Annotated in this window: 12 protein-coding genes; 7 read left to right on the forward strand and 5 right to left on the reverse strand. The window is 61.6% G+C overall.

All coding sequences use genetic code 11. From position 1 onward, the window contains the following. From R1T40_RS11890 to R1T40_RS11900, 3 genes are all read right to left on the reverse strand, one after another. Positions 1-1,107, reverse strand: a complete 1,107-nt coding sequence (locus R1T40_RS11890; protein ID WP_106161954.1) for an ABC transporter permease — start codon at positions 1,105-1,107, stop codon at positions 1-3. Between the two features lie 88 nt (positions 1,108-1,195). Next, complete coding sequence (locus R1T40_RS11895) at positions 1,196-2,122, reverse strand: sugar ABC transporter substrate-binding protein (RefSeq protein WP_106161953.1); 927 nt, start codon at positions 2,120-2,122, stop codon at positions 1,196-1,198. Positions 2,123-2,283: 161 nt separating this feature from the next. Then, positions 2,284-3,114, reverse strand: a complete 831-nt coding sequence (locus R1T40_RS11900) for a MurR/RpiR family transcriptional regulator (protein ID WP_317384262.1) — start codon at positions 3,112-3,114, stop codon at positions 2,284-2,286. Between the two features lie 80 nt (positions 3,115-3,194). Between R1T40_RS11900 and R1T40_RS11905 the strand changes: the two genes are divergently transcribed. The 7 genes from R1T40_RS11905 (at position 3,195) to R1T40_RS11935 (ending at position 8,771) form a co-directional block, all read left to right on the forward strand. Then, positions 3,195-4,310 carry a Gfo/Idh/MocA family protein gene (locus R1T40_RS11905; protein ID WP_317384263.1) on the forward strand — a complete coding sequence of 372 codons (1,116 nt, stop codon included), beginning with the start codon at positions 3,195-3,197 and terminating at the stop codon, positions 4,308-4,310. 24 nt (positions 4,311-4,334) lie between these two features. Further along, positions 4,335-5,336, forward strand: a complete 1,002-nt coding sequence (gene iolG / locus R1T40_RS11910) for an inositol 2-dehydrogenase (RefSeq protein ID WP_317384264.1) — start codon at positions 4,335-4,337, stop codon at positions 5,334-5,336. A 3-nt stretch (positions 5,337-5,339) separates the two neighbouring features. Then, a complete protein-coding gene (locus tag R1T40_RS11915; RefSeq protein WP_317384265.1) occupies positions 5,340-6,113 on the forward strand; it encodes a TIM barrel protein in 774 nt (257 codons plus the stop codon). 476 nt (positions 6,114-6,589) lie between these two features. Then, positions 6,590-7,102, forward strand: a complete 513-nt coding sequence (locus R1T40_RS11920) for a phage tail protein (RefSeq protein ID WP_317384266.1) — start codon at positions 6,590-6,592, stop codon at positions 7,100-7,102. 18 nt (positions 7,103-7,120) lie between these two features. Beyond that, complete coding sequence (locus tag R1T40_RS11925) at positions 7,121-7,639, forward strand: phage tail protein (protein ID WP_106161947.1); 519 nt, start codon at positions 7,121-7,123, stop codon at positions 7,637-7,639. Between the two features lie 12 nt (positions 7,640-7,651). Further along, entirely contained in the window at positions 7,652-8,182 is a 531-nt protein-coding gene (locus R1T40_RS11930) for a phage tail protein (RefSeq protein ID WP_317384267.1), read from the forward strand. Beyond that, positions 8,175-8,771 (forward strand): GNAT family N-acetyltransferase, encoded by a 597-nt coding sequence (locus R1T40_RS11935; protein WP_317384268.1) that lies wholly within the window; start codon positions 8,175-8,177, stop codon positions 8,769-8,771. The genes R1T40_RS11930 and R1T40_RS11935 overlap by 8 nt, the downstream gene beginning before the upstream one ends. Here R1T40_RS11935 and R1T40_RS11940 read toward each other — a convergent pair. Together R1T40_RS11940 and R1T40_RS11945 are read right to left on the reverse strand one after the other, a co-directional pair. After that, positions 8,764-9,057, reverse strand: a complete 294-nt coding sequence (locus R1T40_RS11940; protein WP_317384269.1) for a DUF6916 family protein — start codon at positions 9,055-9,057, stop codon at positions 8,764-8,766. The genes R1T40_RS11935 and R1T40_RS11940 overlap by 8 nt on opposite strands. Positions 9,058-9,326: 269 nt before the next feature. Next, positions 9,327-15,647, reverse strand: coding sequence for a PKD domain-containing protein (locus tag R1T40_RS11945; RefSeq protein ID WP_317384270.1), 6,321 nt, complete (start codon positions 15,645-15,647; stop codon positions 9,327-9,329). Positions 15,648-15,674 lie beyond the last annotated feature (27 nt).

A 15,674-nucleotide genomic window follows, 5' to 3' on the forward strand; every position in this document is an offset into this window, starting at 1 on the left:
TCAGCGTTCCCCCGTCACGCGCTTGCGAATGTAGTTGTTGAAGAGCACCGCGATCAGAAGCATGCCGCCCAGGAAGATCTGGAACCAATCCTGATCGAAGTTGGTGTAGGTCAGCCCGATCGTCACCATGCCAAAGATGATGGCGCCAAAGAACGCCCCGATGGCAGACCCATAGCCGCCAGTCAGCAGGCAGCCGCCGATCACCGCTGCGATGATGGCCTCGAACTCCTTCATGAAGCCGCGCCGCGCATCGGTCGATCCGGCATCCATCACCGTGATGATCGCGACCAGCGCGCCACACATTGCGGTCACCATGAAGAGCGAGATCTTCACCTTGCGCACCGGCACACCGGAGTTGGAGGCCGCAGTGCGATCACCGCCGGAGGCAAACACCCAGTTGCCCTGTGGCGTGCGCAGCAGCACGTAGGTTGCCACCAATGCCAGCGCCACGAACCACAGGATCTCGACCGGGATACCGGGCACCTTGGGGGTGCCGTTCTTGAAGGTGTCGATCACCCCGACTTGTGCCAGCCAGGCAAAGACAGGACCAAAAGCATCGCCCGAGAACATCGGCGCCAGCCAGTCGCCCTCGACCGCGTCGCGCACGCCGCGCAGCTGGGTGGAGCCGCCGGAGGCCAGTTTCAACCCGACCAGCGAGGCGCCGCGCAGGATGAACAGGAAGGCCAGTGTCACGATGAAGGACGGCAGGCCGGTCTTCAGCACGATTGTACCGTTAAGCGCCCCAAGGCCAGCCGCAACGGCCAGCGTCAGCGGGATCGCCAAGATCAGCGGCAGCCCAAGCGTCACCACGCAGGCGCCAAAGATCAGACCCGCAAAGGCCACCATGGAGCCGATCGACAGGTCGAACTCGCCGCCGATCATCAGCATCGCCGCACCGATGGCGAGAATGCCCAGCTGCGCCGCAGGGGTCATGAAGTTCATGATACCGGACAGCGTGAACATGCTGCTGTCTGCGGTGATCAAAAAGAAAGTGGTGACAAGAATGACACCGGCGATCGCGCCAAGCTCGGGGCGCTTCATCAACCTGGCACCAAGCCCTTCTTTCTTCAGGCGTTCGTCATCGACGGTTTGGGCCGCGTCGGCCATGGCGTGCTCCTCCTTGAGACAAAGAGGGGCCGTGGCGCGGCATTTGCGCCACGGCCCCTTCAGCGATTCAGCATTGTGCCTTAGTGGGTTAGCGGATGCCCTGGGCGCTCAGCTCAACCACTTGGGACGCCTTGTCCTGCGTGATGAGGTTCGGGCCAGACGGCACGTTGCCACCCGGGATCAGGCCGAACTTTGCGTTGAGCGCGAGGAAGGACACCGGCAGGTAGCCCTGCAGGAACTGCTGCTGGTCGATAGCAAAGGCCGCGTCGCCCTTGGCCACGCTTTCCAGGAAGCTGGCCGACAGGTCGAAAGTCGCCACGTTCACCTCACCCGTGCGGCCCACGGCAGCCACGGCACGGACGGCAGGCTCACCCACCAGCGATGCACCCAGGCCCATCACGGTGTCGATGTCGGGGTTGGATTCCAGCGCCGCCTTCACCTTCGCCTCGACTTCGGCCGGGTCGTTCTGGGTCGGGATCACCTCGACAGAACCACCGAACCCGTCAGAGAAACCCTGGCAACGCTGATCGAGCGCGACGTTGCCCACTTCCTGGTTCACACAGATGCCAACGGTACCGCCCATCGAAGCCAGTTTCTCGCCGGCGGCCTTGCCCGCCGTGTATTCGTCCTGCCCCACGTGGAGCAGCGCACCGAGATCCTTGGACACATCCGAGCCGGAGTTCATGGAAATGACCGGGATACCAGCCTCGACCGCACGACGGATCGACGGCGACAGCGCATCCGCGTCCGGGATCGAAACCACCAAGCCGTCAGGTTCCTGATTCACAGCAGCATCGATGAGCTGGCTCATCTGCACCATGTCGAACGTCTCCGGCGAACGGAAATCCACGCTGGCACCCGTATCGGCAGCAGCTTTTTCGACACCATTTTTGACGACCGACCAGAATGGATCGTTGGCCTGACCATGCGCGACCACGATGATGTCCTGCGCCATAACTGGGGCAGCCAGTGCGAAGCTGGCAGCAGCAACAGCAGTTTTGATAAGTGTTTTCAATTTATCCTCCCTTAGACAGTTGACCGGTCAAGCCGGCTCTTAGCCCGATATCCGATGCCTTCACGCAAACGGGCCTCCTCCAGACCGGCCTCCCACCGGTCGATGCGCTTCAATCTCGAATCACACCTATGGAACATTCATTCCGTTTTCGAGGCTCCGTGTCAAGTTTTCGCGCGCTGCGCGCCAACCAAAACCGACAGCGCTGTGGTCAGCGTGATGGATGCATTGAGCGCCCGGAACCCTGCTACTTCGTGCTCCTTCACGACCAGCACCTCCGCGGCGAAATCAAAGAGCGGACAGTCGTCGGCGTCGGTCAGCCCATAGACCTTCACACCTCGCTCCGCTGCAGCACGCGCCTGCGTGATCGTCTCCTCAGAGAACGGCGCAAATGTAATGGCAAACATCACATCCCCACTCCCGGCCACAAGCCCGGCATGTAGATTGCCGATGTTGGAGTGAAGCACGGCTGGAACGTCCAACTTACCGAGAAGATAGGACATGTTACTGACCACTGCGAATGCCCGCCGCAGGCCGACAAGATGAACAATACGCGCCTGCGCCATACCGGACGCGACCCTCGCAAGCCCTTCATTTGCAACAGAATTACCGACACCGATCAATGATTGATGCCCTGACTCCGCAAACTCGGCCAACAGCTCACCACTGCCCTGAGACACATCAGGTGACAACTGCGCAAGCCGTTGCTCATAGTCCGGCCGAAAACTGGTGTATTGCGCCCGAAACAGGGTCTGCATTTCGGAATACCCGGAGAAGCCGACCGCCTGACAAAAGCGGATATAAGCAGACGGCGCCACACCAGATGCCGACGCCATGTCAGAGACCGTCGACACAGCAATGAGATGCAGGTGATGCCGGGTAAAGACCGCACATTGCCGTAGCCGCTTTGGCAATGTGTCCATGACATGATCCAGACGCGCGATGGTCTGCGTCACATTTTCCGGCGTCTCTGGTTGCGGTTCGCGTTCTATCATTTACACCCCTCTCGCTTGACAGAGACACTCTAATCCCGCATCACCGAAATTGGAATTAAAATTCCATAACGGAGGGAAACATGTCTCTAGGCCTTGGTTTGATCGGAACAGGCTTCATGGGCAAGGCTCATGCCTTGGCCTATCGCGCCGCAGAAGCTGTCTTTGGGGATGTGCCGCCGGTGCGGCTTGCAAGGCTCTGTGACACGCCCGTCGAAAATGCGAGGCGATACGCGACACAGTTTCGCTTTGATGTCGCCACCGACGATTGGCGCACGCTGATGGCTGCGCCCGACGTCGACATCGTCTCCATCACGACCCCCAACGCCCTCCACAAGGAAATGGCACTGGCCGCCATTGCCGCGGGCAAACACGTGCATTGCGAAAAACCCCTCGCCCTGACGATCGACGACGCAGAGGAGATGGAGGCCGCCGCGCGCGCCGCAGGTGTGCGCACCATGGTGGGCTACAATTACATCCATAATCCGGCCATCACCCATGCGCGTCGCCTCATCAGTGAAGGTGTGATCGGCAAGCCGGTTCATTTTCGTGGCTGGGTGGATGAGGACTACCAGGCTGACCCCGATCTGCCCTGGACCTGGCGCGCAAAACGCGCGGACGCCGGCCTTGGTGCGCTGGGGGACCTCGGGTGCCATCTCGTCTCCATGTCCCATATTCTGATGGGCGAGATCGAGAGCCTGATTGCCGACACACAGATCATCCATGACACCCGCCCCCTGCCCGATGGATCAGGCCGTGGCACAGTTGAGAATGAAGATACCGCCTCTGCCATTCTGCGCTACAAGACGGGCGCGCAGGGAACAGTTTGCACGTCTCGCTCCGCCTGGGGCCGCAAGAACAAGCTTGACTGGGAACTGCACGGCACCAAAGGCATGCTCACCTTCAGTCAGGAACGGCTGAACGAGCTACAGCTCTACACCAATGACGGCCCAAAATCGCAGCAGGGCTTTCGTACGATCCTGACGGGCCCGGAGCATGCACCCTATGATAGCTTCTGCCCAGCACCCGGCCATCAGCTGGGATTTGGCGACCTAAAGACCGCCGAGGTGGCCACGTTCCTGCGCGCCATCACCGCTGGCACGGACGCGTTCCCCAGCTTCACCGACGCTCTGGAATTCGAGCGCATCATTCACGCTATCGACATATCGGCCCGCGAAGGCCGCCGCGTCACTCTCTGATTTTTCCACGAAAGGAATACGCATATGAAAGTCGCTCTTTTCGGGGCCGGTCGCATCGGCAAGGTCCACGCAGCTTCGATCAAGATGGATCCGCGCTCTGAGCTGGTCGCGGTCACCGACGTCATGCAAGAGGCTGCGGAAGCTCTGGCACAGGACCATGGCATTGAGGCCCGCGGCGCCGACGACATCCTCGCCGACACCAGCATTGACGCCATTCTGATCGCGTCCTCGACCAACACCCACTCCGACCTGATCGAAGCCGGCGTGAAGGCTGGCAAGGCGATCTTTTGCGAGAAACCGATTGACCTGTCGCTGGAGCGCGCGCTGCAAGTGTCCGCAACCGCCGCCAATCATGACAAACCCATGATGATGGGCTTCAACCGTCGGTTCGATCCGAATTTCTCAGCACTCAAGGCAGCACTCGATGCGGGAGAAATCGGCAGCAGTGAGCTGCTCTCGGTTACATCCTACGACCCTGCCCCGCCGCCCGTCAGCTACATCAAGGTATCCGGCGGGCTGTATCGCGACATGATGATTCATGACTTCGACATGTGCTCGTTTCTGTTTGGCATGCCGACGACCGTGACAGCACATGGCTCCTGCCTGGTTGACCCCGAAATCGGCGCAGCTGGGGACATCGACACAGCTGTCGTCGTGCTATCCTACGCCGACGGCCGGATCGCCACGATCCGCAACTCTCGCCGGGCTCCATACGGATACGATCAGCGGGTTGAGGTTCTGGGCTCTGGCGGCGCACTGGCCGCCGACAACGAACTGGAAAACACCGTCGTGAAATCCACCAGCGCGGGCGTCACTTCGGCAAAACCTGTGTATTTCTTTCTCGAACGCTACATGCGCGCCTTCTCCATCGAATGGTCCGCCTTTGTAGATGCCGTCGTGGATGGAAAGGCTGTGCCCGCAACAATCCAGGACGGCGTCAACGCGCTGGCACTGGCCGAGGCGGCCAATCGGTCCTTGGCGGAAGGACGGCCAGTTGAGGTGGCCCCGTTCCTGTCGGAGGCGTGAGGCATGGCGTTTACCCTTGCCGCCTGCGCGGAAATGCTCTGGCGCGACAGACCGATAGACTGGCGCTGCGCGCGCCTTGACGAGATGGGGTTCGAGGTCGGCTTGTGGAACTGGGCCGATCACGACATCGCAGCTCTGGCAAAGTCGCGTGCGACGTTCTCGATCATGAACGGCTATCTGGACGGGCGCTTGGCGGACGACGATGGCGCTGACACGCTACTGGCGTCGGCAAGAGAGGCCGCCCTTGTTGGCAAACGGCTCGGCGTCCAGCGATTGAACCTGCACGGCACCGGACTTGGCGACGGCGGACGCCCCAAACAAGCTGAGACCGCAACGCCGCTCAAATGGGTGAAGGCGCTGGATACGCTCAATCGCATCTGTGACCTTGCAGAAGAGCTGGAGGTGGTTTTCACGCTCGAAAACCTCAACCTGCCGACTGACCATGCAGGCGTCCCATTTGCCCGCGCGGAAGACACTCTGGCACTGGTCTCTGCGATCAACCGGCCGGAACTGCGCCTTAATCTGGACCTGTATCATGCGCAGATCGGCGAAGGGAATCTGATCGAGCTTTGCCAGGCGTGCCTGCCCTGGGTCGGCGAGATCCAGGTTGCGGACGTACCGGGCCGCTTTGAACCCGGAACCGGGGAAATCAACTATCCCGGCATAGCCCGCGCATTGAACGCGATGGGCTACACCGGCCCCGTCGCGATGGAGGCGTTTGCCTCAGGTGTTGAGGAAGACGCCCTAGCGGCATTCAAGGCTGCATTTTCAGTTTAGAGGCGGCGCGTCAGCCCTCCCTACACGGAGAAGGCGACACCCCCTTCACGATCCAAAAAGAAGGCGCCGCCCCCACCGCAATGGTACCATGAGCGCGACCTGCTGCCTTGGTCACGCGATCTGGATGCGCGGCTCATGCTACCACACACAAAACAGGCGCGCGGCGAAAATGCGATGCCTCTGGCCCCTTGTCGCGCGCATCGCTCGTTAAGCCCAGACAGGCAGGCCGCAGAATTTAACGTCGGCATCGCCCTCATCAACTCCTTAAACGCATTCGGCACCGCCCAGATAGGCGCTTCGCATAGAGTCATCGATAAAAGTGAAGTCCCATCAAAAGCCGAAATCTAAACTGTTCAGTCCAACTAAATTTTCTTTTTTCCTTGCTTTATTTTTTACGCAACGCATGGTTGATAATAGATATCGGTGTTTTATCGCCATAAATTGAACGCGCCGACAGTTTATTAAAGGAGAATTTCGTGTCCGAACCCTTTCTTGCCGAAGTTCGCATGTTCGGCTTTGATTTTGCGCCACGGGGCTGGGCGTTTCTGGATGGGCAACTCCTGCCGATCAACCAGAACCAGTCGCTTTACTCACTGCTTGGCACGACCTACGGCGGGGATGGTAGCACCACCTTTGCTCTGCCCGATCTGAGGGGCCGCACACCGATTCACAGAGACAGCGACTACCGACTGGGCGCCAGATCCGGCCAGGAGAGCGTAGCGCTGTCCAAGACGGAAATTCCGACCCATACCCACGCGGCGATGAGCTCGGCGAGCCAGGCGCAGTCCGGGTCTCCGACCGATCATGTGCTGGCGGCGGAGGTGCTACCAGACGCCGCCTATCGCGACGCTGAGGCCGCCAACATGACGCCGCTGACGTCCGCAACTGTGGCCGCGTCTGGCGGAGGACAAGCCCACAATAACATGCAGCCCTATCAGACGCTGAACTTCTGCATAGCAATGCACGGCCTATTCCCCTCGCGCAATTAAGATACCGGAGATTATTCCATGTCTGAACCATATGTAGGTGAGATTCGCATGTTTGCGGGGAATTTCGCCCCACGCGGCTGGGCCTTTTGCGACGGGCAACTGCTTGCGGTTTCACAGAACGACGCGCTTTTTTCCCTCTTGGGAACGATCTACGGCGGAGACGGTCGCACCACATTCGGTCTGCCCGATATGCGCGGCAGAATCCCTATTCACAAGGGGCACGGACCCGGTCTGAGCGAACGCCGCTTGGGGAGCAAAAGTGGCGCAGAGCATGTCACGCTGACCACAAATCAGTTGCCAAGCCACACTCATGACTTCTTGGCCAACACCGAACTTGCCACCGATCAATCGCCGCAAGGCAAGGTCGTCGCCCAGGGCGTTGGGACGACATTCTATAGCAATGCATCGCCAGACACGTCGTTCGCCCATAACGCGACAACGAATTCAGGCGGCTCGCGTAGCCACAACAACATGATGCCATCGCTCTGTGTCAGCTTCATTATTGCACTGTTCGGCGTCTACCCCAGCCGTAGTTAGGAGATATAAGGCATGTCAGAACCTTTTATTGCCGAAATCCGCATTTTTGCAGGTGATTTCGCGCCCAGAGGCTGGGCATTCTGCGACGGGCAACTTTTGCCCATTGCAAACAACACTGCGTTGTTTTCGCTGATCGGTACAGTCTATGGCGGCGATGGAAGAAACACCACCGCCCTTCCCAATATGAAGGGCCGAGCGCCGATGGAACAAGGGCGCGGTCCCGGTTTGACCGCACGAAGGCTGGGTGAAGAATTAGGGTCTTCGACCGTGACGCTGAACGAAAGTCAGATACCGTCGCACAATCACCCGGTGCGCGCAAATCTGTCTCCGGGTGGCGAGGCTGTGCCATCGAATGCGACATCGCTTTCTGCAACTGGTGGACGCGGCGACGCCCTCTATTCCGCTGGCACCTCCAATCTCGTGCCGCTTGCAGATGAGACACTTCAAGCATCAGGCGGCAATCAGGCGCATGACAACATGCAGCCCTATCTTGCGCTGAACTTCATCATCGCGCTTCAGGGCATCTATCCGTCGCGTGGCTAATCATGGCCCGAATGCTGCAGCATCCGGTGGAAAAGCGTTACAGTCGGAAGCACCCATGACCCTTAAATCGGCAACGCTGATACCGGCTTTGACACACGCGGCATCCTTGGGGATCTCACTCCGAGAGATGACCGCGCGTGATATGCAGTTTCTCGCGCAGGTCTACCGTTCAACCCGCGAAGAGGAACTGGCGCTTACCCCGTGGAATGAAGACCAAAAGCACGCCTTCATTTCAATGCAATTTCGCGCGCAGCACGAGCATTATCAGGCCCACTACCCCGACGCGCTTTGGTTGATCATTCAGCGATCAGGCGAAGCAATAGGCCGTCTTTATCTTGAGCGTTGGCAAAGCGAGCACCGCATCATCGACATCGCCCTACTGCCCGCCCATCGCGGCGCTGGTATCGGCGGCGCTATTCTGCGCGACCTGATGGACGAAGCGTCTGCCGCAAACAAAGCAGTCGGCATCCACGTCGAAAAAGCGAACCCAGCGATGGCGCTTTACCACCGCTTGGGCTTTGTCACCGTCGAGGACAAAGGTGTCTATGACCTGCTACGCCGGTCGACGGACGCCAAAGCGATCAGGTGAAAATCGCCTCATATTGATAACCGGCCTCGGTTTTGGCGACCGGCACGAGAAAGAGCTGCTGCGTCCCAATGGCAGCATGCGAAACCTGATAGGTGGCCTGTGGCAGACTAGGTTCGACAGGCCCCTGAAACAGCAGTGCAAAACCGCCGCCGTCGCGCAAAGCGCTTCCCCCCGTCGTGATTTCCAACAGCGTCGCTTCGATCCCGATGCCGTCGGCCTCAACCTTTACAGTGTTCCCTTCAAGCGGGCTAAAATCCGCTGCGGTCAAATTCGTCGGGTCTGGCATGGACATCCTCTTTTCGTAGTTTGACGTAAGACTGCGTCTGTTTTGCCTCATCCGAAGAGCCCTAATATGCGCTTCGGTACAAGGCTGCATTTAAATCGCTTCGGGTCTTTGCCTCATCAGCATAGAACGTTGGTTCGACGTCGTTCTACCCACCATTTTGCCCTCCCGGTTCGACGCCTGCGTGCTTGGAGTACGCCAAGGTGTGCTTGCCGCCACGATCTGGTTCACGGGCGGGGCCGCGCTTGGCGCCCCCCGCTCCGCAGAGATGCCTAGAATTGCAACTGGTAGCCCAGGCTCAACCCATAGCTTTCAAACCCGGCTGCACCGATGCCGTCATAAAAGGCGGCCCCCATGACACTTTGCCCGGCGGTGATCTGGCGATTGAACCCCAGCTCGACCCGCGCGCGGCCGCCCTCATACGCCGGATCCGCGGTCGTTACCGATCCCGTGCCGTTGCTGTAGGACCAGATGCCAGAGACCCCGCCCCACAGCTCCAACTCACCCGTGTTCACCGAAAGCATCTGGCTGAAATCAAGACCGACCTCGACCTGGCCCAGCTTGAAGTCTTGTCCGGGGATCGTGTTGCCCAGGGTATCTACATAGCTGTGCTGATCCTCCGTCGAGTAAGAGGCATCCAGAAACGGGCTGAGGATCGTGGTGCCCATGGACAGGTCGCCCGCAACTTTCAGGTTGGCAAGCATACGGGTCGTGTAGAACCGATCCTCATATGTGCCGAAGGGAGAAATGTCGTTCGTCGTTTCGCCGTAAAGAAGCCGCCCTTCGAAATACAGCGGATGGTTTGAACTCTTCGCGACGAAATAAGGCCCAAGCATCCAACCGGTTCCGCTGACCGTGGAGGCTCCGGTGTCCTGAGCAATATGGTCGAATTGCAGCGTCGCACCGAGCAACACGTTCTTACTGATCGCCCGATGAACGCCAAACGCGCCGAAGACATAGGTGCTATCGCTATCACCACTGCTTGACCACGCCCCTTTCACCTGGGCCCAGACCGGATACTTCGTCCCCGTCGCCACATTGAAATTGCCGACACCCCGTGTTGCCATCAGGCCAAAGCTCGCCTGCTTGCTCCCCGACAGGAAGGGCACGAGATCCGGTTGATTGCTGATCAACTGATTGGCCCGGCTTTGCATGAACGAGGCAATAAGGCGCTGTGTTTGTTCGACTGTTTGATCCTCGATCGTAACCGCATTGGACTCCAGGTTGCCGTTGCCAGCCGCGTCCACGGCCACATTGGCGGGAACGGTGATCCCGACGGCCCCGGTCCCGAATGCGCGAAGGGTCGCCACATAATCCGGACCACTGCCGCTTAGGCCGACCACATTTGCGTTTGTGGTGGTGATATCGTCAGCGACGAAGCCTGTTACGCTTTCAGAGAATGTGACGTTCACGTTTATCAAGGAAGCCCCCGCCAAAACCTCCGGCGCCCCGGTGATGCTGACCGTGGGGGCAGTGCCGTCGTACTCGACACTCGACGTGTTTGACGCCTCATTGCCATTTCCGGCGGCATCGCTGAACCTGTTTGTGCCGACTGAGACAGCAACTGTGCCATCCGCATCCGGGGTCAGGACGACGGAGTACTGCGTTCCTGATCCAGTCATAGTTGCGCTGGCATTTGTCAGTGTAAGATCGCTGGCATCGAAATTTGTGCTCGCCTCGGACAGGGTGATCGCGGCACTGAATGTTCCGTTGCTCGGCCCGGTCAACGCGCTGATGGTGAGTGTTGGCCGTGTATCATCACCAACATAGGCTATGGTCGTTGTCTCCGATCTGTTTGCGGCGGAATCCTCGGCCACAATCTTGATCTCGCCTGAGCTTTGGGCCGTCGCGGACACGACCTCGAAGACACCACCGGGGCCCGCCGCGGCAGTCTCGACGCTTGCATCAGGAAAGGTAACGGTGACAGTGCTGAGCGGCTCGGCAGTGCCGGCCACCTCTGCTCGGCCGTCCGACCTTGTGGTCGGGGCTGCGACAACCGGAGCTTCGGGCGGTGTCGTGTCAGTGACCGTCACCTCGAAAGTCTGCGGTGTCGCCGCGTTGCCCGCGCTGTCCTGCGCCGTCGCGGTCACCTGCGTTGTGCCGACGGAGAAATCATGCGGACTGGCAACCACTGTGCCATCAATCGAAAAGTCGGCGGCTATGACTTCACCGGAATTGTCGGCGACATTTGCGACAAGCGCGACCGAGGCCGTATTGACCCCGGAATCTGTGTCCACCGCGACATCCGCAATCTCGTCAATGACTGGGGGCTCCGTGTCGAGAGGCGGTGTGATCGTCACCGTCACGCTATCGGCGACCGAGGTGGCGCCATCATTGTCGGTCACCACCAGCGTGAAGACATGCGTCACCACCCCATCGTTCGAGGTCAGCGAGGCGTCCGTGAAGCTTGGGTTGACCACCGTCGCATCCGACAGCACCGCGTTGCCCGCCGTGCCGGTCCCGCCCGTGCGGCTCCAGGCGTAGCTTGCAATTGTGCCGTCACTGTCGCTGCTGCCGCTGCCATCCAGCGTCACCGCCGTGCCCGAGACCTCCGACTGATCCGCGCCCGCATTCGCCGTCGGCGCCGCGTTGGCGGGCGGTGTGATCGTCACCGTCACGCTATCGGCGACCGAGGTGGCGCCATCATCATCAGTCACCACCAGCGCGAAGATATGCGTCACCACCCCATCGTTCGAGGTCAGCGAGGCGTCCGTGAAGCTTGGGTTGACCACAGTCGCATCCGACAGCACCGCGTTGCCCGCCGTGCCGGTCCCGCCCGTGCGGCTCCAGGCGTAGCTTGCAATTGTGCCGTCACTGTCGCTGCTGCCGCTGCCATCCAGGGTGACCGCCGCGCCCGAGACCACCGACTGATCCGCGCCCGCATTCGCCGTCGGCGCCGCGTTGGCGGGCGGTGTGATCGTCACCGTCACGCTATCGGCGACCGAGGTGGCGCCATCATTGTCGGTCACCACCAGCGTGAAGACATGCGTCACCACCCCATCGTTCGAGGTCAGCGAGGCGTCCGTGAAGCTTGGGTTGACCACCGTCGCATCCGACAGCACCGCATTGCCCGCCGTCCCGGTCCCGCCCGTGCGGCTCCAGGCGTAGCTTGCAATCGTGCCATCACTGTCGCTGCTGCCGCTGCCGTCCAGCGTCACCGCCGTGCCCGAGACCTCCGACTGATCCGCGCCCGCATTCGCCGTCGGCGCTGCGTTGGCGGGCGGTGTGATCGTCACCGTCACGCTATCGGCGACCGAGGTGGCGCCATCATTGTCGGTCACCACCAGCGTGAAGACATGCGTCACCACCCCATCGTTCGAGGTCAGCGAGGCGTCCGTGAAGCTTGGGTTGACCACCGTCGCATCCGACAGCACCGCGTTGCCCGCCGTGCCGGTCCCGCCCGTGCGGCTCCAGGCGTAGCTTGCAATTGTGCCATCACTGTCGCTGCTGCCGCTGCCATCCAGCGTCACCGCCGTGCCCGAGGTCTCCGACTGATCCGCGCCCGCATTCGCCGTCGGCGCTGCGTTGGCGGGCGGTGTGATCGTCACCGTCACGCTATCGGCGACCGAGGTGGCGCCATCATTGTCGGTCACCACCAGCGTGAAGACATGCGTCACCACCCCATCGTTCGAGGTCAGCGAGGCGTCCGTGAAGCTTGGGTTGACCACCGTCGCATCCGACAGCACCGCGTTGCCCGCCGTGCCGGTCCCGCCCGTGCGGCTCCAGGCGTAGCTTGCAATTGTGCCGTCACTGTCGCTGCTGCCGCTGCCATCCAGCGTCACCGCCGTGCCCGAGACCTCCGACTGATCCGCGCCCGCATTCGCCGTCGGCGCCGCGTTGGCGGGCGGTGTGATCGTCACCGTCACGCTATCGGCGACCGAGGTGGCGCCATCATCATCAGTCACCACCAGCGCGAAGATATGCGTCACCACCCCATCGTTCGAGGTCAGCGAGGCGTCCGTGAAGCTTGGGTTGACCACAGTCGCATCCGACAGCACCGCGTTGCCCGCCGTGCCGGTCCCGCCCGTGCGGCTCCAGGCGTAGCTTGCAATTGTGCCGTCACTGTCGCTGCTGCCGCTGCCATCCAGGGTGACCGCCGCGCCCGAGACCACCGACTGATCCGCGCCCGCATTCGCCGTCGGCGCCGCGTTGGCGGGCGGTGTGATCGTCACCGTCACGCTATCGGCGACCGAGGTGGCGCCATCATCATCAGTCACCACCAGCGCGAAGATATGCGTCACCACCCCATCGTTCGAGGTCAGCGAGGCGTCCGTGAAGCTTGGGTTGACCACAGTCGCATCCGACAGCACCGCGTTGCCCGCCGTGCCGGTCCCGCCCGTGCGGCTCCAGGCGTAGCTTGCAATTGTGCCGTCACTGTCGCTGCTGCCGCTGCCGTCCAGCGTCACCGCCGTGCCCGAGACCTCCGACTGATCCGCGCCCGCATTCGCCGTCGGCGCCGCGTTGGCGGGCGGTGTGATCGTCACCGTCACGCTATCGGCGACCGAGGTGGCGCCATCATCATCAGTCACCACCAGCGCGAAGATATGCGTCACCACCCCATCGTTCGAGGTCAGCGAGGCGTCCGTGAAGCTTGGGTTGACCACCGTCGCATCCGACAGCACCGCGTTGCCCGCCGTGCCGGTCCCGCCCGTGCGGCTCCAGGCGTAGCTTGCAATTGTGCCGTCACTGTCGCTGCTGCCGCTGCCATCCAGCGTCACCGCCGTGCCCGAGACCTCCGACTGATCCGCGCCCGCATTCGCCGTCGGCGCCGCGTTGGCGGGCGGTGTGATCGTCACCGTCACGCTATCGGCGACCGAGGTGGCGCCATCATCATCAGTCACCACCAGCGCGAAGATATGCGTCACCACCCCATCGTTCGAGGTCAGCGAGGCGTCCGTGAAGCTTGGGTTGACCACAGTCGCATCCGACAGCACCGCGTTGCCCGCCGTGCCGGTCCCGCCCGTGCGGCTCCAGGCGTAGCTTGCAATTGTGCCGTCACTGTCGCTGCTGCCGCTGCCATCCAGGGTGACCGCCGCGCCCGAGACCACCGACTGATCCGCGCCCGCATTCGCCGTCGGCGCCGCGTTGGCGGGCGGTGTGATCGTCACCGTCACGCTATCGGCGACCGAGGTGGCGCCATCATCATCAGTCACCACCAGCGCGAAGATATGCGTCACCACCCCATCGTTCGAGGTCAGCGAGGCGTCCGTGAAGCTTGGGTTGACCACAGTCGCATCCGACAGCACCGCGTTGCCCGCCGTGCCGGTCCCGCCCGTGCGGCTCCAGGCGTAGCTTGCAATTGTGCCGTCACTGTCGCTGCTGCCGCTGCCGTCCAGCGTCACCGCCGTGCCCGAGACCTCCGACTGATCCGCGCCCGCATTCGCCGTCGGCGCCGCGTTGGCGGGCGGTGTGATCGTCACCGTCACGCTATCGGCGACCGAGGTGGCGCCATCATCATCAGTCACCACCAGCGCGAAGATATGCGTCACCACCCCATCGTTCGAGGTCAGCGAGGCGTCCGTGAAGCTTGGGTTGACCACCGTCGCATCCGACAGCACCGCGTTGCCCGCCGTGCCGGTCCCGCCCGTGCGGCTCCAGGCGTAGCTTGCAATTGTGCCGTCACTGTCGCTGCTGCCGCTGCCATCCAGCGTCACCGCCGTGCCCGAGACCTCCGACTGATCCGCGCCCGCATTCGCCGTCGGCGCCGCGTTGGCGGGCGGTGTGATCGTCACCGTCACGCTATCGGCGACCGAGGTGGCGCCATCATCATCAGTCACCACCAGCGCGAAGATATGCGTCACCACCCCATCGTTCGAGGTCAGCGAGGCGTCCGTGAAGCTTGGGTTGACCACAGTCGCATCCGACAGCACCGCGTTGCCCGCCGTGCCGGTCCCGCCCGTGCGGCTCCAGGCGTAGCTTGCAATCGTGCCGTCACTGTCACTGCTGCCGCTGCCGTCCAGCGTCACCGCCGTGCCCGAGACCTCCGACTGATCCGCACCCGCATTCGCCGTCGGCGCCGCGTTGGCGGGCGGTGTGATCGTCACCGTCACGCTGTCCGCCACGGAGGTTGCGCCGTCGTCATCGGTCACCACCAGCGCGAAGATATGCGTCACCGCCGCGTCATTCGAGGTCAGCGAGGCGTCCGTGAAGCTTGGGTTGACCACAGTCGCATCCGACAGCACCGCATTGCCCGCTGTCCCCGTGCCACCCGTGCGGCTCCAGGCGTAGCTTGCAATCGTGCCGTCACTGTCGCTGCTGCCGCTGCCATCCAGGGTGACCGCCGTGCCCGAGGTCTTCGACTGATCCGCGCCCGCATTCGCCGTCGGCGCCGCGTTGGCGGGCGATGATGACCCCACCGAGCCGTCCGAAGCTGACGCAGTTGCGCTGATAGGGGACCCGTCGAAGGTGCCCGACAGATCACAGTCGAGCGTGGTTCCGGCCCCTGAGCAAGAGGTAGTGATTAGTGGCAAGCCCTCCATAAGCGTAATACCTTCGAATACCACGGTTCCGAACGAGGTGGCGTTTGGCGGGACAGCTTCGAAATAGCCGATATTGAATACGCCACCCGCCGCGTTAAATTCTATTTGGATCATATCCGAGCTCCACGGAGGATCGTCGTA

It is taken from the genome of Tritonibacter scottomollicae, assembly GCF_032924845.1.
In the GTDB taxonomy this organism is placed as follows: Bacteria; Pseudomonadota; Alphaproteobacteria; order Rhodobacterales; family Rhodobacteraceae; genus Epibacterium; species Epibacterium scottomollicae.

What these genes read in the sequence shown, in the direction of transcription:
- R1T40_RS11890 (WP_106161954.1), bottom strand. Translation starts at nt 1,107, where the DNA reads ATGGCCGACGCGGCCCAAACCGTCGATGACGAACGCCTGAAGAAAGAA.
- R1T40_RS11900 (WP_317384262.1), bottom strand. Translation starts at nt 3,114, where the DNA reads ATGATAGAACGCGAACCGCAACCAGAGACGCCGGAAAATGTGACGCAG.
- R1T40_RS11905 (WP_317384263.1), top strand. Translation starts at nt 3,195, where the DNA reads ATGTCTCTAGGCCTTGGTTTGATCGGAACAGGCTTCATGGGCAAGGCT.
- iolG (WP_317384264.1), top strand. Translation starts at nt 4,335, where the DNA reads ATGAAAGTCGCTCTTTTCGGGGCCGGTCGCATCGGCAAGGTCCACGCA.
- R1T40_RS11915 (WP_317384265.1), top strand. Translation starts at nt 5,340, where the DNA reads ATGGCGTTTACCCTTGCCGCCTGCGCGGAAATGCTCTGGCGCGACAGA.
- R1T40_RS11925 (WP_106161947.1), top strand. Translation starts at nt 7,121, where the DNA reads ATGTCTGAACCATATGTAGGTGAGATTCGCATGTTTGCGGGGAATTTC.
- R1T40_RS11930 (WP_317384267.1), top strand. Translation starts at nt 7,652, where the DNA reads ATGTCAGAACCTTTTATTGCCGAAATCCGCATTTTTGCAGGTGATTTC.
- R1T40_RS11940 (WP_317384269.1), bottom strand. Translation starts at nt 9,057, where the DNA reads ATGCCAGACCCGACGAATTTGACCGCAGCGGATTTTAGCCCGCTTGAA.
- R1T40_RS11945 (WP_317384270.1), bottom strand. Translation starts at nt 15,647, where the DNA reads ATGATCCAAATAGAATTTAACGCGGCGGGTGGCGTATTCAATATCGGC.